The following is a 21,518-nucleotide window of genomic DNA, read 5'->3' on the forward strand; positions in this document are numbered from 1 at the left end:
GTGACGAGAAGCATGGGTGAGGTTCCAATGGCAGATCAGGACAAGATCCTCGGCTACCTGAAGCGGGTGACGGCCGATCTGCACCAGACCCGGCAGCGGCTCCGCGAGGTCGAGTCGGCGGAGCCGGAGCCGATCGCGATCGTCGGCATGAGCTGCAGGTTCCCCGGCGGCATCACGTCGCCGGAGGGCCTGTGGGACCTGGTCGCCCAGGGCCGCGACGCCATCACCGACTTCCCGTCCGACCGCGGCTGGGACATCGACTCGCTGTACGACGCCGACCCCGACCAGGAGGGGACCAGCTACACCCGCGAGGGCGGATTCCTCAACGGCGTCGGGGAGTTCGACGCCGCGTTCTTCGGGATCAGCCCTCGCGAGACCCTCGGCATGGACCCCCAGCAGCGCCTGCTGCTGGAGACGGCCTGGGAGACCTTCGAGCGGGCCGGGGTCGACCCGGGCACCCTGCGCGGCAGCAAGGCCGGTGTCTTCATCGGTACCAACGGCCAGGACTATCCCGAGATGCTGCACGACGTCCCCAAGGGCGTCGAGGGATACCTGATGACCGGCAACGCGGCCAGCGTCATCTCCGGCCGCCTGTCCTACACCTTCGGCCTTGAGGGCCCGGCGGTCACCGTCGACACCGCCTGCTCCGCCTCGCTCGTCGCGCTGCACCTGGCCGTCCAGGCGCTGCGCAACGACGAGTGCACGATCGCCCTCGCGGGCGGCGTCACCGTCATGTCGAGTCCGCGCGCCTTCATCCAGTTCAGCCGGCAGCGCGGGCTGGCCCCCGACGGCCGCTGCAAGCCGTTCGCCGAGGGCGCCGACGGCACGGGCTGGGGCGAGGGCGTCGGCATGCTGCTCGTCGAGCGGCTCTCCGACGCCCGCCGCAACGGGCACCCCGTGCTGGCGATCGTCCGCGGCTCCGCCATCAACCAGGACGGCGCCAGCAACGGTCTCACCGCCCCCAACGGCCCGTCCCAGCAGCGCGTCATCCGCCAGGCGCTGACCAACGCCGGGCTCAGCCCCGCGCAGGTCGACGTCGTCGAGGCGCACGGCACCGGCACCACCCTCGGCGACCCCATCGAGGCCCAGGCGATCCTCGCCACCTACGGCCAGAACCGTCCCGACGGGCGCCCGCTGTGGCTGGGCTCGGTCAAGTCCAACATCGGCCACACGCAGGCCGCCGCCGGTGTCGCGGGCATCATCAAGATGGTGCAGGCGATCCGGCACGGCGTGCTGCCCAAGTCGCTCCACATCGACGCGCCCTCCACCAACGTCGACTGGACCTCCGGCGACGTCGCCCTGCTCACCGAGTCGGTGCCGTGGCCCGCGACCGGGCAGCCGCGCCGCGCCGGCATCTCCTCCTTCGGCGTCAGCGGCACCAACGCCCACACCGTCATCGAGGAGGCCCCGAGCGCCGACGAGCCGCAGGAGCCCGCCGGCGAGGACGCCGCCCCCGCGGCCGAGGCCGTGCAGGGCGCCGACGGCCCGGTGCCGCTGCTGCTGTCCGGCCACGGCGACACCGCCCTGCGCGCGCAGGCGGAGCGCCTCGCCGCCCACGTGCGCACCCACCCCGGACTGGCCGCCGACGCCGCGGGCCTGACCGACCTCGGCTTCTCGCTCGCCACGAGCCGCGCCGCCCTGGACCGCAGGGCCGTGCTGTTCCCCGCCGACCGCGACGCGCTGCTCGCCGGCCTCGACCTGCTGGCGGACGCCGACCGCACCGAGGAGCCCGCGGAGGCGGTCCTAGGCACGGCGGGCGAGGGCAAGACCGCGTTCCTCTTCACCGGACAGGGCAGCCAGCGCCCCGGCATGGGCCGCGACCTGTACGCGACGCACCCGGGCTTCGCGCGCGCCCTGGACGAGGTCCGCGACGAGCTCGACCGGCACCTCGACATCCCGCTGTACGACGTGCTGTTCGCGCCGCAGGACAGCCCGCGCGCCGCCCTGCTGGACCAGACCGCCTACGCGCAGACCGCGCTGTTCGCGGTAGAGGTCGCGCTCTTCCGCCAGCTCGAACAGTGGGGCGTGGCGCCCGACTTCCTCATCGGCCACTCCATCGGCGAGCTGGCCGCCGCCCACGTCTCCGGCGTCCTCACCCTGCCCGACGCGGCCCGTCTGGTCGCCGCCCGCGGCCGGCTGATGCAGGCGCTGCCCGCCGGCGGCGCCATGATCGCCGTCGAGGCCGCCGAGGAGGAAGTGACGCCGCTGCTCACCGGCCGGGTGGGCATCGCCGCCGTCAACGGTCCGCGCTCCGTCGTCGTCTCCGGCGAGGAGGACGCCGCCGAGGCGATCGCCGAGGAACTGCGCGCCCAGGGCCGCAGGACCAAGCGCCTGACGGTCAGCCACGCCTTCCACTCCCCGCTGATGGACGGCATGCTGGAGGCGTTCCGCGACATCGCTGGGACCATTGACTACCGGCCGCCGGTCATCCCGATCGTCTCCAACCTGACCGGCGCCTCCGTCACCGCCGACGAGATCGGCACCGCCGACTACTGGGTCCGCCACGTCCGCGAGGCCGTCCGCTTCCACGACGGCGTGCGCCGGCTGGCCGCGCAGGGCGTCACCGCCTTCGTCGAGGTGGGCCCCGGGGGCGTGCTGACCGCCCTCGCCCAGGAGTGCGTCGACGACCCGGACGCCCTGTTCGTGCCCGTGCTGCGCGCCGACCGCGCCGAACCGGCCGCCCTGGCCGGCGCGGTCGCGCAGGCCCACGTCCACGGTGTACCCGTCGACTGGCGGGCCGTGTTCGCCGGCCGCGGCGCCGGCCGCGTGGACCTGCCCACGTACGCCTTCCAGCGCGAGCTGTTCTGGCCCGAGCAGCCCACCGCCTGGGCGGGCGACGTCACCGCCGTCGGCATCGGCTCCGCCGACCACCCGCTGCTGGGCGCGGCCATCGCCCTGGCCGGCGGCGACGGCCACCTCTTCACCGGCCGCCTCTCGCTCGCCACCCACCCCTGGCTCGCCGACCACACGGTGATGGACACCGTGCTGCTGCCCGGCACCGCCATGGTGGAACTCGCCCTCCAGGCCGGCGACCACACCGGCTGCCCCCTCCTGGACGAACTCACCCTCGAGGCGCCGCTGGCGCTGCCCCCGCACGGCGGAGTGCAGATCCAGCTCGCCGTCGGTGCGCCCGACGCCGAGGGACGCCGCGCGCTGACCCTGCACTCGCGTCCCGAGGACGCCGCAGACGACACGTGGGGCGAGGGCGCCTGGACCCGCCACGCCACCGGTGTCCTCGCGCCGGGCGCGCCCGGCACTCCCGCCGACGGCGACCTCGCCGCCTGGCCGCCCGCGGGCGCCGACGAGGTCGTCGTCGACGGCCTGTACGAGTACCTGACGGAGTCCGGCTTCGCCTACGGACCCGTCTTCCAGGGCCTGACCGCCGCCTGGCAGCGCGGCGACGAGGTGTTCGCCGAGGTCCGCCTGCCGCAGCAGGCGCACGCCGAGGCCGGCCTGTTCGGCGTCCACCCCGCGCTCCTCGACGCGGCCCTGCACGCCGTCGGCATCGGCTCGCTCCTGGAGGACACCGAGCACGGCAGGCTCCCGTTCTCCTGGAGCGGTGTCGCCCTCCACGCCGTCGGCGCCCGTGCCCTGCGGGTCCGGCTCGCGCCCGCGGGCAACGACACCGTCTCGGTCACCCTCGCCGACGAGACCGGCGCCCTCGTCGCCTCCGTCGACGGGCTGCTGCTGCGGCCGGTCTCGCCCGAGCAGGTGCACGCCGCGCGCACGGCCTTCCACGAGTCGCTGTTCCGCGTCGAGTGGACGGGCGTCCCGGCGCCTGCCGCCACCACCGTCGCCGCCGGCCAGTGGGCCGTGCTGGGTGAGGCGGGCGGTGCGTTCACCGGCGCCCTGCCCACCGCGGCCGTCCACGCCGACCTGGACGCCCTCGGCGCCGCCCTGGCGGCCGGCGGGCCCGTCCCGCAGGCCGTCGTCGTGCCCTTCGGCGACGGCGAGCCGACCCTCCTTGACGCCGACCTGCCGGGCGCCGTCCGCACCGCCCTGCACGACGCCCTCGCGCTCGCCCAGGCATGGCTCGCCGACGACCGCTTCGCCGCCTCCCGCCTGGTCTTCGTCACCCGCGGCGCGGTCGCCACCGCGGCCGGCGCCGACGTCGCCGACCTCGCCCACGCCCCGCTGTGGGGCATGCTGCGCTCCGCGCAGTCCGAGCACCCCGACCGCTTCGTCCTGGCCGACCTGGACGGACGCGAGGAGTCCCTGCGCGCCCTGCCCGGCGCGCTCGCCCTCGTCACCGTGGAACCCCAACTCGCCGTCCGTGACGGCAAGGTCCTCGTGCCCCGCCTGACGCGGGTCGCCGCCACGCCCGAGCAGCAGGCGCCCGCCCTCGACCCCGACGGCACCGCCCTCGTCACCGGCGCCACCGGTACCCTCGGCGGGGTCGTCGCCCGCGACCTCGTGACCCGGCACGGCATACGCCGGCTGCTGCTGACCAGCCGCCGCGGCGAGGCCGCCCCCGGCGCCGCCGAACTCCTCGCCGACCTGCGCGAGCTGGGCGCCGAGGTCACCCTCGCCGCCTGCGACACCGCCGACCGCGACGCGCTGGCCGCGCTGCTGGCGACCGTCCCCGCCGACCGTCCGCTGACCGTCGTCGTGCACACCGCGGGCGTCCTCGACGACGGCATCCTCGAAGCGCTCACCCCCGAGCGCGTCGACCGTGTCCTGCCCGCCAAGGTCGACGCCGCCGTGCACCTGCACGAGCTGACCCGCGACAGCGACCTCGCCGCGTTCGTCCTGTTCTCCGCCGCCGCCGGCACCCTCGGCGGCCCCGGCCAGGCCAACTACGCCGCCGCCAACGCCTTCCTCGACGCGCTCGCCCACCGCCGCCACGCCGAGGGGCTGCCCGCCACCGCGCTCGCCTGGGGCCTGTGGGCCGAACGCAGCGGCATGACCGCCGACCTCGCCGACACCGACCTGGAGCGGATCTCCCGCGCCGGCGTGGCCGCGCTCTCCTCCGAGCAGGGCTTGGCGCTGCTCGACACCGCCCGCGCCGTCGGCGAGCCCACCGCCGTCCCCATGCACCTGGACCTGGCGTCACTGCGCCAGGCCGACGCGAGCATGGTGCCCGCCCTGCTGCGCGCACTGGTCCGCCCCGCGGCCCGCCGCGCCGCCGACACCCTTGAGGCCGCCCCGGCCGGCGGGCTCGCCGGCCGGCTCCTGCCGCTGACCCCCGCCGAACGCGACCGCCTCCTGCTGGACACCGTCCGCGTCCAGGTCGCCGCCGTCCTCGGCTTCCCCGGCCCCGAGGCCGTCGACCCGGCACGCGCCTTCAAGGAACTCGGCTTCGACTCGCTGACCGCCGTCGAGCTGCGCAACCGCCTCGGCTCGGCGACCGGGGTGCGCCTGCCCGCCACCCTCGTCTTCGACTACCCGACCCCGAACGCGCTCGTCGCGTTCCTGCGCACCGAACTCCTCGGCGACGAGGCCGACTCCGCCCCGGTCAAGGCCGTCATCACCGTCACCGCGACCGACGACGAGCCGATCGCCATCGTCGGCATGAGCTGCCGCTACCCGGGCGGCGTCACCACCCCCGACGAGCTGTGGCAGCTCGTCGCCGGCTCGGTCGACGCCATCACCCCGTTCCCCACCGACCGCGGCTGGAACCTCGCCGCGCTCTACGACGCCGACCCCGGACGCGCGGGCACCAGTTACACCCGCGAGGGCGGCTTCCTCCACGACGCCGCCGACTTCGACCCGGACTTCTTCGGCATCAACCCGCGCGAAGCCCTCGCCATGGACCCCCACCAGCGGCTGCTGCTGGAGACGTCCTGGGAGGCCTTCGAGCGCGCCGGCATCGACCCCACCTCCATGCGCGGCAGCCGCACCGGCGTCTACGCCGGCGTGATGTACCACGACTACCTGACCCGGCTGGCCGCCCTGCCCGAGGGCCTGGAGGGCTACCTCGGCACCGGCACCGCGGGCAGCGTCGCCTCCGGCCGCGTCTCCTACACCCTCGGCCTGGAGGGCCCGGCCGTCACCGTCGACACGGCGTGCTCGTCCTCGCTCGTCGCCCTGCACCTGGCCGTCCAGGCGCTGCGCAGCGGCGAGTGCGACATGGCCCTCGCCGGCGGCGTCACGGTCATGTCGACCCCCGACACCTTCATCGACTTCAGCCGCCAGCGCGGCCTGTCCACCGACGGCCGCTGCAAGTCCTTCTCCGCCGACGCCGACGGCACCGGCTGGGCCGAGGGCGCCGGCATGCTCCTCGTCGAACGGCTCTCCGACGCCCGCCGCAACGGCCACCGCGTCCTCGCCGTCGTCCGCGGCACCGCCGTCAACCAGGACGGCGCCAGCAACGGCCTCACCGCGCCCAACGGCCCGTCCCAGCAGCGCGTCATCCGCGCCGCCCTGGCCGGGGCGGGCCTGACGACCGCCGACGTCGACGCCGTCGAGGCGCACGGCACCGGTACCACGCTCGGCGACCCCATCGAGGCGCAGGCGCTGCTCGCCACCTACGGCCAGGGCCGCGCCGCGGGCCGGCCGCTGCGCCTGGGCTCCATCAAGTCCAACATCGGCCACACCCAGGCCGCCGCCGGCGCCGCCGGCATCATCAAGATGATCCTCGCGATGCGGCACGGCGTCCTGCCGCAGTCCCTGCACATCGGCGAGCCGTCCCCGCACATCGACTGGTCCGCCGGCGCCGTCTCCCTGCTGACGGAGGCCGAGCCCTGGCCGGCCACGGACCGCCCCCGCCGCGCGGGCATCTCCTCCTTCGGCGTCAGCGGGACCAACGCGCACGTCATCATCGAGGAGCCCCCGGCCGACGCCGCCGACGTCACCGCGCTCGCCCCGGCGGCCGTTCCCGCGACCGCCCCGCTGCCCTTCGTGCTGTCCGGCCGGACCCCCGCCGCGCTGCGCGCCCAGGCCGAGCGCCTGGCCGCCCACCTCGCGGAGCGGCCCGAGACCGCCCCCGCCGACGTGGCGCTGTCGCTGGCCACCACCCGCACCGCCCTGGACCGCCGGGCCGCCGTCGTCGCCCACGACCGCGACGGGCTGCTCGCCGGCCTCGCCGCGCTCGCCGGGGACCAGAACGGCGCCCACGTCGTCCGGCACACCGCCGCCGACGGCAGGACCGCGATCCTGTTCACCGGACAGGGCAGCCAGCGCCCCGGCATGGGCCGCGAACTGTACGACACCTACCCCGTCTTCGCCGCCGCGCTGGACGTCGTGTGCGAGGAGTTCGCCCCGTACCTCGAACGCCCCCTGAAGGACGTGCTGTTCGCGTCCGACGGCGACGAACTCGACCGCACCGCGTACACCCAGCCCGCCCTGTTCGCCCTGGAGACCGCGCTCTACCGGCTCGTCGAGTCCTGGGGCGTCCACCCCGACTACGTCTCCGGCCACTCCATCGGCGAGATCACCGCGGCCCACGTCGCCGGTGTCCTCACGCTCCCTGACGCGGCCCGGCTCGTCGCCGCCCGCGGCCGGCTCATGCAGGCCCTCCCCGAGGGCGGCGCCATGATCGCCCTGGCGGCCGCCGAGGACGAGGTGCTGCCGCTGCTGGCCGGCCACGAGGACCGGATCGGCATCGCCGCCGTCAACGCCGCCGACGCCGTCGTCATCTCCGGCGAGGAGACCCTCGCCCTGGAGATCGCCGTCGAGTTCGAGCGACGCGGCCGCCGTACCCGGCGCCTGACCGTCAGCCACGCCTTCCACTCCCCGCTCATGGACGGCATGCTCGACGACTTCCGCGAGGTCGCCGAGTCGATCACCTACCACCGGGCGACCGTCCCCGTCGTCAGCAACCTCACCGGGCGGCTGGCCGGCGACGAACTGCGCACCGCGGACCACTGGGTCGCGCACGTCCGCGAGGCCGTCCGCTTCCTCGACGGCATCCGCGCCCTGGACGCCGAACACGTCACCACCTACCTCGAACTCGGCCCCCAGGGCGTGCTGTCCGGCCTCGGCCGCGACTGCCTCCCCGAGACCGCCGACCCCGCCGACGCGCCCGTCTTCCTGCCCACCCTGCGCCGCGACCGCGGCGAGGGCGAGGCCCTGACCGAGGCGCTGGCCGCCGCCCACACCCGGGGCATCGCGGTCGACTGGCAGGCGTACTTCGCCGGGACCGCCGCGCAGCGCGTCGACCTGCCCACCTACGCCTTCCAGCGGGAACGGTTCTGGCTGGAGACGCCGGCCGGATTCGTCGGCGACGTCGAGTCCGCCGGCCTGGGCGCCGCCCACCACCCGCTGCTCGGCGCCGCCGTCGCCCTCGCCGACGGCGAAGGGTTCCTGCTCACCGGCCGCCTCTCGCTCGACACCCACCCCTGGCTCGCCGACCACGCCGTCATGGGCTCCGTCCTCCTGCCCGGCACCGCCTTCGTCGAACTCGCCGTCCGCGCGGGCGACCAGGCCGGCTGCGACCTGCTGGAGGAACTCACCCTCGAAGCCCCCCTCGTCCTCGCGCCCGGCGCCGTCGTCCGCATCCAGCTCGCCGTCGGCGCCCCCGACACGAACGGCCGCCGCGCCCTGGACATCTGGTCCACCGACCACGACGCCCCCGCCGACGAGCCGTGGACCCGGCACGCCACCGGCGTGCTCACCACCGGAGCACCCGTCCCCGCCTTCGACCTCACCGCCTGGCCGCCACCGGGCGCCGAAGCCGTCGGCGTGGACGGGCTGTACGACCACCTCGGCCAGGGCGGCTTCGCCTACGGCCCGCTCTTCCAGGGCCTGCGCGCCGCGTGGGTGACCGGCGACGACGTCTACGCCGAAGTCGCCCTGGCCGACGACCAGCAGGGCGAGGCCGCCCGCTTCGGTCTGCACCCGGCACTGCTCGACGCCGCCCTGCACGGCACCTTCGTCCAGCCCGCTCCCGAGGGCGAACGCCCGGGCCGGCTGCCCTTCTCCTGGCGGCAGGTGTCCCTGCACGCCGCCGGCGCCTCCGCGCTGCGCGTCCACCTCACCAGCAGCGGCGAGGACACCCTCTCCCTGCGCCTCGCCGACACCACCGGCGCGCCCGTCGCCACCGTCGGCAGCCTCATGGTGCGGCCGGTCGCCGCAGGCCAGATCGGCGGCGGTGCGCGCTCCGCCCACCACGAGTCCCTGTACCGCGTCGACTGGGCCACCCTGCCCCTGCCCGCCGACGCCCTGGCCGCCGGCGCGCCGTGGGCCTGCGTCGGGCCCGACGCGCTGGACGTCCCCGGCGTCGACACCACCGTCCACAACGGCCTGGACGCCCTTACCGCCGACCTCGAAGCGGCCGGCGCCACCGCGCCCGCGTACGTCCTCGCGCACCTCGCCCGCGACACGGCCCCCGACGCCCTTGCGGACTCCGTGCACACCGCCGCACACCAGGCGCTGGCCCTGGTCAAGGAGTGCCTCTCCGACGACCGGCTCGCCGCCTCCCGTCTGGTGCTCGTCACCCGGGGTGCCGTCGCCACCCAGAGCGACTGGGACGTTGCCGACCTCGCGCACGCGGCCGTGTGGGGCCTGGTCCGCACCGCGCAGTCCGAGAACCCCGACCGGTTCGTCCTCGTCGACCTCGACGGCGACCCCGCCTCCGCGCAGGCGCTGCCCGCGGCCCTCGCCACCGGCGAACCCCAACTCGCCGTCCGCCGCGGCACCATCCACGCGCCGCGGCTCGCCCGGGTCCCCGCCACGACACCGCTGACCCCGCCCGCGGACACCACCGCCTGGCGCATGGACATCCAGGACAAGGGCACCCTGGACAACCTCACCCTGCTCCCCAGCCCCGAGTCCGAGGCACCGCTGGAGCCCGGCCAGGTCCGCGTCGCCGTCCGCGCCGCCGGCCTCAACTTCCGCGACGTCCTCAACGCCCTCGGCATGTACCCGGGCGACCCGGGCCTCATGGGAAGCGAGGGCGCCGGCCTCGTCGTGGAGACCGGCCCCGCCGTCACCGACCTCGCCCCCGGCGACCGCGTCATGGGCATGCTGCCCGGCGCGTTCGGCCCGCTGGCCGTCGTCGACCGGCGGATGGTCGCGCCGATGCCAGAGGGCTGGACGTTCGCCGAGGCCGCCTCGGTGCCGATCGTCTTCATGACGGCGTACTACGCGCTCCACGACCTTGCCGCACTGCGCGGCGGCGAGTCCGTCCTCATCCAGGCGGCAGCGGGCGGCGTCGGCATGGCCGCCGTCCAGCTCGCCCGCCACTGGGGCGCCGACGTCTACGCCACCGCGAGCCCCGGCAAGTGGGACACCCTGCGCGGGCTGGGTCTGGCCGACGACCGCATCGCCTCCTCCCGCACCCTCGACTTCGAGGACGCCTTCCGCACCGCCACCGGCGGACGCGGTGTCGACGTCGTCCTGGACTCCCTCGCCCGGGAGTTCGTCGACGCTTCCCTGCGGCTGCTGCCGCGCGGCGGACGCTTCGTGGAGATGGGCAAGACCGACGTCCGCTCACCCGAGGACGTCGCCGCCGCCCACCCCGGCGTCACCTATCAGGCCTTCGACCTGACCGAGGCCGGCCTCGACCGCATCCAGGAGATGCTCACCGAGCTGCTGGTCCTCTTCGACGCCGGCGCCCTGCGGCCGGTCCCGGTCTCCGCCTGGGACCTGCGCCAGGCCCCCGAGGCCTTCCGCTACCTCAGCCAGGCCCGCCACGTCGGCAAGATCGTGCTGACCCTGCCCACCGGCTGGGACCCCGAGGGCACCGTCCTCATCACCGGCGGCACCGGCACCCTCGGCGCCCTCGTCGCCCGGCACGCCGTCACCGCGCGCGGCGCCCGCCACCTGCTGCTGACCAGCCGCCGTGGTGAGTCGGCGGCCGGAGCCCGTGAACTCGCCGATGAACTGCGCGCCCTGGGCGCCGAGGTCACCGTCGCCGCCTGCGACACCGCCGACCGCGACGCACTGGCCGCCCTGCTCGACTCCGTACCGGCCGAGCACCCCCTGACCGCCGTCGTGCACACCGCGGGCGTCCTCGACGACGGCGTCATCGACTCCCTCACCCCGCAGCGCCTCGACACCGTCCTGCGGCCCAAGGCCGACGCGGCGCTCCACCTGCACGAGCTCACCCGGCACCTCGACCTCGCGGACTTCGTGCTCTTCTCCTCCGCCGCCGGCACCTTCGGCGGCGCCGGCCAGGCCAACTACGCCGCCGCCAACGCGTTCCTCGACGCCCTCGCCCGCCACCGGCAGGCCCACGGCCTCGCCGGAACCTCCCTCGCGTGGGGCCTGTGGGCCGAGGCCAGCGGAATGACCGGCGAACTCGACACCGCCGACAAGGACCGCATGACCCGCTCCGGGGTCCTCGGCCTGTCCTCCGACGAGGGCCTGGCCCTCCTCGACACCGCCCGCGGCACCGGCGACGCCCTCCTCGTCCCCATGCACCTCGACCTTGCGCCGCTGCGCCGGGCCGACGCCAGCATGGTGCCCCACCTCCTGCGCGGCCTGGTCCGCACCACGACCCGTCGCGCCGCCGCCGGGGCACCGGCGGCAGGCGGCGGAACGCCGCTCGTCGAACGGCTCGTCCGCCTGCCCGAGGACGAACGCGACGCCCTCCTGCTCGACCTCGTCCGCGGCCAGGTCGCCGCCGTCCTCGGCCACGCCACCGCGGACGCCGTCGAACCCACCCGCGCCTTCAAGGACCTCGGCTTCGACTCGCTGACGGCCGTCGAGTTCCGCAACCGGCTCGGCGCGACCGCCGGCATCCGCCTGCCCGCCACCCTCGTCTTCGACTACCCGACGCCGACGGTGCTCGCCGGCTACCTCCAGGACGAACTCCTCGGCTCGCAGGCTGCGGTTGCCGCAGCGGCCGCCGCCGTCCCCGGCCGGGCCGCGAACGCCGCCGAGGTCGACGACCCCATCGCGATCGTCGCGATGAGCTGCCGCTTCCCCGGCGACGTCCGCACCCCCGAGGACCTCTGGAGCCTGCTCGCCGACGGCCGCGACGGCATCGGCCACCTCCCCACCGACCGCGGCTGGGACCTCGACGGCCTCTACAACCCCGACCCCGACAGCCCCGGCACCTCCTACGCCCGCGAAGGCGGCTTCTTCTACGACGCCCACCACTTCGACCCCGCCTTCTTCGGGATCAACCCGCGCGAGGCCCTGGCCATGGACCCGCAGCAGCGGCTGCTGCTGGAGACGTCCTGGGAGGCGTTCGAACGGGCCGGCATCGACCCGGGCGACCTGCGCGGCCGCCAGGTCGGCGTGTTCGTCGGCCAGATGCACAACGACTACGTCTCCCGGCTGAACACCGTCCCCGAAGGCGTCGAGGGCTACCTCGGCACGGGCGGCTCCAGCAGCATCGCCTCCGGCCGCGTCTCGTACACCTTCGGCTTCGAGGGCCCCGCCGTCACCGTCGACACCGCGTGCTCCTCGTCGCTGGTCGCCCTCCACCTCGCCGCGCAGGCGCTGCGCAACGGCGAGTGCACGATCGCCCTCGCGGGCGGCGTCACCATCATCACCACCCCCGACGTCTTCACCGAGTTCAGCCGGCAGCGCGGCCTCGCCGCCGACGGCCGCTGCAAGCCCTTCGCGGCCGCCGCCGACGGCACCGCGTGGGGCGAGGGCGCCGGCATGCTGCTCGTGGAGCGGCTGTCCGACGCCCGCCGCAACGGCCACCCGGTCCTGGCGGTGGTGCGGGGCTCGGCGGTCAACCAGGACGGTGCGAGCAACGGCCTCACCGCCCCGAACGGTCCGTCGCAGCAGCGGGTGATCCGCGCCGCGCTGGCGAACGCCGGCCTGACGGCTGCGGACGTCGACGCCGTGGAGGCCCACGGCACGGGCACGACCCTGGGCGACCCGATCGAGGCCCAGGCGCTCCTGGCCACCTACGGCCGCGACAAGACCGAGGACCAGCCGCTGTGGCTGGGCTCCATCAAGTCCAACTTCGGCCACACGCAGGCCGCGGCCGGTGTCGCGGGCATCATCAAGATGGTCCTCGCGATGCAGCACGGCGTGCTGCCGGAGACCCTGCACGTGGACGCGCCGAGCCCGCACGTCGACTGGTCCGAAGGCGCGGTCTCCCTGCTGACCGAGCAGATGGACTGGCCCGAGACCGGCCGCCCGCGTCGCGCCGGCATCTCCTCGTTCGGCATGAGCGGCACCAACGCCCACGCCATCATCGAGCAGGCCCCCGACACGGTTCCGGCCCCGGCCCCGGTCCCGGCCGGGGACGCGCCCGCCGCGCGGACCCTCCCGTGGCTCCTCTCCGCCCGGACGCCGGAAGCGCTGCGCGCCCAGGCCGGCGCCCTGCACGCCCACGTCGAGGCCCACCCCGACGCCCGCCCCGCCGACATCGGCCACTCCCTCGTCACCAGCCGCGCCCTGTTCGACCAGCGCGCGGCGGTCGTGGCGGCGGACCGGGGCGAGCTGCTGCGCGGCCTGGCCGCTCTGGCGGCGGACGGCCCGTCGGCGTCGGTGACGCGGGGCGCGGCCGGGGCCGGGAGGCTGGCGTTCCTGTTCACGGGGCAGGGAAGCCAGCGGCTGGGGATGGGGCGTGAGCTGTATGCGGCCTATCCGGTGTTCGCGAAGGCGCTGGACGCGGTGCGTGAGCGGCTTGGGCTGGATGTGCTGTTCGGCGACGACGCCGAAGCGTTGGACCGTACGGAGTCCGCGCAGCCGGCGCTGTTCGCGGTCGAGGTCGCACTCTTCCGGCTGCTGGAGAGCTGGGGTGTGAAGCCGGACTTCGTGTCGGGTCACTCCGTAGGTGAGATTGCCGCGGCCCACGTTGCGGGGGTGCTGTCCCTGGACGATGCCTGCACGCTGGTCGAGGCGCGGGGCCGTTTGATGCAGGCGCTGCCTTCGGGTGGTGTGATGATCGCCCTCGAAGCGGCCGAGGAAGAGGTTCTGCCGCTGCTGAACGGGCGGGTGAGCATCGCCGCCGTCAATGGCCCGCGGTCGGTGGTCATCGCGGGTGACGAGGATGCCGCGGTCGCGATCGTGGAGTCCTTCGGGGACCGGAAGTCGAAGCGGTTGACGGTCAGTCATGCGTTCCACTCCCCGCACATGGACGGCATGCTGGACGCCTTCCGCGAGGTGGTGTCCGGGCTGACGTTCGCAGCCCCGCGCATCCCCGTGGTCTCCAATCTGACCGGCGCCCTGGTCACCGACGAAATGGCCTCCGCGGACTTCTGGGTGCGCCACGTCCGCGAAGCCGTCCGCTTCCTCGACGGCGTCCGCGCCCTGGAGGCGGCCGGCGTCACCACGTACCTCGAACTCGGCCCCGACGGCGTGCTCTCGGCGATGGCGCAGGAGTGCCTGACCGGTGAGAACGCCGCCTTCGCCCCGGCTCTGAGGAACGGCCGTCCGGAGGCCGAGACGCTGCTCACGGCGGTCGCGACCGCCCACGTGCGCGGTGTCCCCGTCGACTGGCAGTCGTACTTCGTCCCCGACCGCCCCCAGCGCGTCGACCTGCCGACCTACGCCTTCCAGCGTTCCGTCTACTGGCTGGACGCGGGTCGTTCGCAGGGCGACGTCGCGTCGGCCGGTCTGGGTGCGGCGGATCACCCGTTGCTGGGTGCGGCCGTCGAGCTGCCGGATTCGGACGGGGTCGTCTTCACCGGTCGTCTGTCGCTGAGCACGCATCCGTGGCTGGCGGATCACGCGGTGATGGGCTCGGTGTTGCTGCCGGGTACCGCCTTCGTCGAGTTGGCGGTGCGTGCGGGTGAGTTGGTCGGGTGTGAGGTCCTGGAGGACCTGACGCTTGAGGCGCCGCTGGTGCTGCCGGAGCACGGTGGTGTGCAGCTGCGGCTGTCGGTGGGTGCCGGTGACGGTGAGGGCCGTCGGGCGCTGGTGCTGCATTCGCGGTTCGAGGGTGCGGTGGAGGATGCGTCGTGGGTGCGGCACGCCGCTGGTGTGCTGGCCGGGCGAGGCGCGGTGCCGGCCTTCGACCTGGCGGTGTGGCCGCCGGTCGGCGCGGAGCCGGTTGCGATGGACGGGTTGTACGAGGGTCTGGCGGATGCCGGCTTCGGTTACGGGCCGGTGTTCCGTGGGCTGCGGTCGGTGTGGCGTCTCGGTGAGGACGTGTTCGCTGAGGTGCGGCTGCCGGAGTCGGTGGAGTCCGAGGCGGGTGCGTTCGGGGTGCATCCGGCGCTGCTGGACGCGGCGCTGCACGCGCTGGGCGTGAGCGGCACCGACAGCGCGGACGGTGAGGCGAAGCTGCCGTTCTCATGGCAGGGCGTGACTGTCCACGCCGTCGGCGCGTCCGCGCTGCGCGTGCGGTTCACCCCCGTCCACGGCGACGAGGTCGCCCTGCAGATCGCCGACGCCACCGGTGCACCGGTGGCGTCCGTGGCTGGCCTCGCTCTGCGCGGTGTGAGCCGCGACCAGCTGAGCACGGCCCAGGACGCGACCCGTGACGCCCTGTTCCGCGTGGACTGGCCCGAGCTCCGGACCGCCGACGCCGCAGGTTCCGGGGCCGACGACTGGATGCTGCTGGGCGCCGGATCCCAGGCGTTCGCCGACCTGGCGGCGCTGCGCGGTGTGGCCGCCGAGGGCGGGACCGTCCCGGCGGTGCTGGTCGTACCGTGCGAGACGGACGAGCCGGCGAGGGACGTCGCGGATTCCGCGCACGCCGCCGCTCAGCGGGCGCTGGACCTCGTGCAGGAGTGGCTGGGCGACGAGCGCTTCGGCGACTCGCGTCTGGTGTTCCTGACGCGGGGCGCCGTCGCTGCCCTGCCGGGTGAGGACGTGGCGGACCTCGCGCACGCCTCGCTGTGGGGCCTGGTGCGTTCGGCACAGTCGGAGAACCCGGGCCGGTTCGGCCTGATCGACGTCGACGAGGACAACGACTCGCTCTCCGGGGACGTACTGTCCAAGGCGCTGGCGACCGCCGAGGCCCAGCTCGCCGTACGCGGCGACACCCTCCGCGTGCCGCGGCTGGCCGCCGCCGTGGCGGGCGACGACACCGTCAGTGCGCTGGACGCGCAGGGCACGGTGTTGGTGACGGGTGCCAGTGGTGAGCTGGGCGGCCTGTTCGCCCGCCATCTCGTGTCCGAGTACGGGGTGCGCAACCTGCTGCTGGTCAGCCGCAGAGGTGAGGACGCCCCGGGTGCTGCGGACCTGACCGCTGAGCTGGCGGGGCTGGGTGCGTCGGTGGCGTGGGCGGCGTGCGACGTCGCCGACCGCGATGCGCTGGCCGGGGTGCTGGAGGCGATTCCGGCGGAGCGTCCGCTCACGGCGGTGGTGCACACCGCGGGTGTCCTGGACGACGGTGTCGTCGCATCGCTCACGGCGGAGCGTCTGTCGGCGGTGCTGCGTCCGAAGGTGGACGCGGCGTGGAACCTGCACGAGCTGACGCGGGACATGGATCTGGCGGCTTTCGTCCTGTTCTCCTCCGCGGCCGGTGTGTTCGGTGGCGCCGGGCAGGCGAACTACGCCGCCGCTAACGTCTTCCTGGACGCACTCGCCGCGCACCGCCGGGCGCAGGGCCTGGCCGCGACGTCGCTGGCCTGGGGCCTGTGGGACGGCGGCATGGGCGGGGACCTGGGGGAGACCGATCGCGGACGGATCAACCGCGGCGGCATCACCGTACTGGCCCCTGAGACCGGCCTCGCTCTCTTCGACGCCTCACAGCGCACGACCGAACCGCTGCTCGTTCCGCTGCCGCTGGACATGCCCGCCCTGCGCCTCCAGGCGCGCAGCGGGATGCTGCCCGACCTGCTGCGCGGGCTCGTCCGCGTCCCGGCGCGACGGGCGGCCGCGCACGGTGCCGCCGCCGGCGCGTCCGCGTTGCGCGAGCGGGTGGCCGGACTCGCCGAGAACCAGCGCCTCGCCGCGCTGCTGGACGTGGTGCGGGGTGAGGTGGCGGGTGTTCTGGGTCACGGTTCCGTTGATGAGGTGCCTGCGGATCGTGCGTTCAAGGAGTTGGGCTTCGATTCGCTGACCGCGGTGGAGTTGCGGAACCGGTTGGGTTCGGTGGCCGGTGTGCGACTGCCGGCGACGCTGGTCTTCGACTACCCGACGGCCGGGGCGCTGGCGGAGTTCTTGCTGGGCGAGGTTCTGGGTCTGGTCGAGCAGCCGGCCGGTGCCGCGTTGGTGCCGGTGCGGGCCGGGGTGCTGGACGACGAGCCGATCGCGATCGTGGGCATGAGCTGCCGGTATCCGGGCGGGGTGGAGACCCCGGAGGATCTGTGGCGGCTGGTGCTGGGTGGCGGCGATGCCATCTCGCCGTTCCCGCAGGGTCGTGGCTGGGATCTGGACGCGCTGTTCGATCCGGACCCGGACGGCCGGGGCACCACCTACACCCAGTCGGGCGGGTTCCTGCACGACGCGGGTCGGTTCGACCCCGCGTTCTTCGGGATCTCGCCGCGTGAGGCGGTGGCGATGGACCCGCAGCAGCGGCTGCTGCTGGAGACCTCGTGGGAGGCGTTCGAGCGGGCCGGCATTGACCCGGCCGCGATGCGCGGCAGCCGTACCGGCGTCTTCGCGGGCATCATGTACCACGACTACGCCACCCGGATCACCTCCGTGCCTGACGGCGTCGAGGGATACCTCGGCACGGGAAATTCCGGGAGCATCGCGTCGGGTCGTGTGTCGTACGCGTTCGGGCTCGAGGGTCCGGCGGTGACGGTGGACACGGCGTGTTCGTCGTCGCTGGTGGCGCTCCACTGGGCGATCCAGGCACTGCGCAACGGTGAGTGCACGATGGCGCTGGCCGGTGGTGTGACGGTCATGGCGACGCCTGGCACGTTTACGGAGTTCAGCCGGCAGCGTGGTCTGGCGCCCGACGGGCGTATCAAGTCCTTCGCTGCGGCGGCGGACGGTACGAGCTGGGCCGAAGGCGCGGGCATGCTGCTCGTCGAGCGGCTGTCGGACGCGCGCCGCAACGGCCACCCGGTGCTGGCGGTGGTCCGGGGTTCGGCGATCAACCAGGACGGCGCGAGCAACGGCCTGACGGCGCCGAACGGTCCGTCGCAGCAGCGGGTGATCCGCGCCGCGCTCGCGAGCGCGGGCCTATCGGGCGACGAGATCGACGCGGTCGAGGCGCACGGCACGGGCACGACCCTTGGCGACCCGATCGAGGCGCAAGCCCTTCTGGCCACCTACGGTCAGGAGCACAGCGACGAGCAGCCGCTCTGGATCGGCTCCATCAAGTCCAACATGGGCCACACGCAGGCCGCGGCCGGTGTCGCGGGCATCATCAAGATGATCATGGCGATGCGCCACGGCGTGCTGCCGCAGACCCTGCACGTGGACGAGCCGACCCCGCACGTCGACTGGACCGAGGGCGCGGTCTCCCTCCTGACCGACTCGGTTCCGTGGCCCGAGACCGGCCGTGCGCGTCGCGCCGGCATCTCGTCCTTCGGCATCAGCGGCACCAACGCCCACACGATCATCGAGCAGGCCCCCGACGACCTCGCCCCGATCACGAAGGCCCGGCCGACCCCCGCCGCTCCGGCAACCACCGCACTGCCCTACGTGCTGTCGGCGAAGACCGAGGACGCCGTGCGCGACCAGGCGGCCCGCCTGCGTACGCACCTCCTCGAAGAGGCCCCGGAGATCGGCACCGCCGATGTGGCCTACTCGCTGGCCACCCGGCGCGCCGCATTCCAGCAGCGTGCGGCGGTCGTGGCGGCGGACCGCGACGAGCTGCTGCGCGGCCTGTCCGCCCTCGCCGAGGGACACGGTGCCGCGGGCCTGGTGCGGGGTTCGTCCTCGGCCACGGGCAAGCTGGCGTTCCTGTTCACGGGGCAGGGAAGCCAGCGGCTGGGGATGGGGCGTGAGCTGTACGACGCCTATCCGGTCTTCGCGCGGGCGCTGGACGCGGTGCGCGAGCGGCTTGGGCTGGATGTGCTGTTCGGCGACGACGCCGAAGCGTTGGACCGTACGGAGTCCGCGCAGCCGGCGCTGTTCGCGGTCGAGGTCGCACTCTTCCGGCTGCTGGAGTCCTGGGGTGTGAAGCCGGACTTCGTGTCCGGTCACTCCGTAGGTGAGATTGCCGCCGCCCACGTTGCCGGGGTGCTGTCCCTGGAGGACGCGTGCACGCTGGTCGAGGCTCGCGGGCGGCTGATGCAGGCGCTGCCTTCCGGTGGTGTGATGATCGCGTTGCAGGCGTCGGAGGACGAGGTTCTCCCGCTGCTGAACGAGCGGGTGAGCATTGCCGCGGTCAACGGGCCTTCGTCGGTCGTCATCGCCGGTGACGAGGACGCCGCGGTCGCGATCGTGGAGTCCCTCGGTGACCGGAAGTCCAAGCGCCTGGCGGTCAGCCACGCGTTCCACTCGCCGCACATGGACGGGATGCTCGACGCGTTCCGTGAGGTGGTGTCCGGGCTGTCGTTCGGGGCCTCGCGCATCCCGGTCGTCTCCAACCTCACCGGTGCGGTCGTCACGGACGAGATGGCCTCGCCCGAGTTCTGGGTGCGGCATGTCCGTGAGGCCGTGCGCTTCCTGGACGGCGTTCTCGCCCTGGAGGCCGCGGGCGTCACCACGTATCTCGAACTCGGCCCCGACGGTGTCCTGTCGGCCATGGCGCAGGAGTGCCTGACCGAGGACGGGGCCACCTTCGCCCCGGCACTGCGCGGCGGCCGGCCCGAGGTCGGCACCCTGACCGCTGCTCTAACCCAGGCCTACACCGCCGGAGTCGCCGTGGACTGGGAGGCGTACTTCGCGCCGACCGGCAGTCGGCAGGTCGAACTGCCCACTTACGCCTTCCAGCGCGAGTGGTTCTGGCTCGAGTCGGGCGGCGCACAGGCCGGCCCCGGCGATGCCACGGGATTCGGTCTCGGTGCGGCGGATCACCCGTTGCTGGGTGCGGCGGTTGAGCTGCCGGATTCGGATGGGGTGGTGTTCACCGGTCGTCTGTCGCTGAGCACGCATCCGTGGCTGGCGGATCACGCGGTGATGGGTTCGGTGTTGCTGCCGGGTACGGCCTTCGTCGAGTTGGCGGTGCGTGCGGGTGAGTTGGTCGGGTGTGAGGTCCTGGAGGACCTGACGCTTGAGGCGCCGTTGGTGCTGCCGGAGCACGGTGGTGTGCAGCTGCGGCTGTCGGTGGGCGCCGGTGACGGTGAGGGCCGTCGGGCGCTGGTGCTGCATTCGCGAGTGGAGGACGGGCCGTGGGTGCGGCATGCCGCTGGTGTGCTGGCCGGGCGAGGCGCGGTGCCGGGCTTCGACCTGGCGGTGTGGCCGCCGGTCGGGGCGGAGCCGGTTGCGATTGACGGGTTGTACGAGGGTCTGGCGGATGCCGGCTTCGGTTACGGGCCGGTGTTCCGTGGGCTGCGGTCGGTGTGGCGTCTCGGTGAGGACGTGTTCGCCGAGGTGCGGCTGCCGGAGTCGGTGGAGTCCGAGGCGGGTGCGTTCGGGGTGCATCCGGCGCTGCTCGACGCGGCGCTGCACGCGCTGGGCGTGAGCGGCACCGACAGCGCGGACGGTGAGGCGAAGCTGCCGTTCTCCTGGCAGGGCGTGACCGTGCACGCCATCGGCGCGTCCGAGATACGGGTGCGGTTGTCGCGTACGGGCCGTGATGTCGTCGCGCTGGAGCTGGCGGACGCTGAGGGTGTCCCAGTGGCGTCCGTGGCCGGTCTCGTGTTGCGGGCGTTCTCGCCGGAGCAGTTCGCCGGGCCGGGTGCCGGGCAGGGTGACGCGCTGTTCCGGGTCGAGTGGTCGCCGGTGCCGGCCGGCGGTTCGGTCGACGACTGGACGCTGGCGAGTGCCGGACTCGAGACCTTCGAGGCTGAGAGCGGCGCGGTTCCGGCGGTGCTGGTGGTGCCGTGTGTGGCCGACGAGTCGGTGCCGGACGTGGCCGGTGCCGTCCATGCGGAGACCGGGCGGGTGCTCGCGTTGGTCCAGGAGTGGCTGGATGACGAGCGGTTCGCCGACTCGCGTCTGGTGTTCCTGACCCGGGGCGCGGTGGCCGCTGTGCCGGGCGACGAGGTCGCGGATCTGGTGCACGCCCCGGTGTGGGGTCTGATCCGGTCGGCGCAGTCGGAGAATCCGGGCCGGTTCGGTCTGGTCGACCTCGACGGTGAGATCGCCCCGGAGGTCGTGGCGGCGGCGTTGGCCGCCGGTGAGCCGGAAGTCGCGGTCCGGGAAGGGGAGTTCCTGGCCCCGCGTCTGGCGCGGGCCGTCGCGATTCCCGACGCTGAGCCGCTTGCCCTGGACGGCACGGTGTTGGTGACGGGTGCCAGTGGTGCGCTGGGCGGGTTGTTCGCGCGTCATCTGGTGTCCGCGTACGGGGTGCGGGATCTGCTGCTGGTGAGCCGCCGCGGCGAGGCTGCGCCGGGTGCCGCGGAGCTGGCGGCGGAGCTCACGGATCTGGGTGCGTCGGTGGCGTGGGCGGCGTGCGATGTCGCCGACCGGGACGGCTTGGCGGGGGTGCTCGATGCCATTCCGGCCGAGCGTCCGCTGACAGCGGTGGTGCACACTGCCGGTGTCCTGGACGACGGCGTCATCGCGTCCCTGGACCAGGAGCGCCTGTCGGCGGTGCTGCGTCCGAAGGTGGACGCCGCGTGGAACCTCCACCAGCTCACGCAGGACATGGACCTGGCGGCCTTCGTCCTCTTCTCCTCCGCCGCCGGCGTGTTCGGCGGCGCCGGTCAGGCGAACTATGCGGCCGCCAATGTCTTCCTGGACGCACTCGCCGCGCACCGCAGGTCGCAGGG

1 protein-coding gene (cut by a window edge) is annotated in these 21,518 nt (G+C 74.3%); it reads left to right on the plus strand.

Annotated elements, in window-relative coordinates; translation table 11 throughout:
* A protein-coding gene (locus ACZ7MY_RS11825) for an SDR family NAD(P)-dependent oxidoreductase (protein WP_499601211.1) crosses the window boundary here: on the plus strand, positions 1 to 21,518 show its 5' portion. It continues 6,070 nt past the right edge of the window; only the first 21,518 of its 27,588 coding nucleotides appear in the window; it begins with the start codon at positions 1 to 3; its stop codon lies beyond the right edge, outside the window.

The sequence above is a fragment of the Streptomyces sp. NPDC111520 genome, assembly GCF_055635295.1.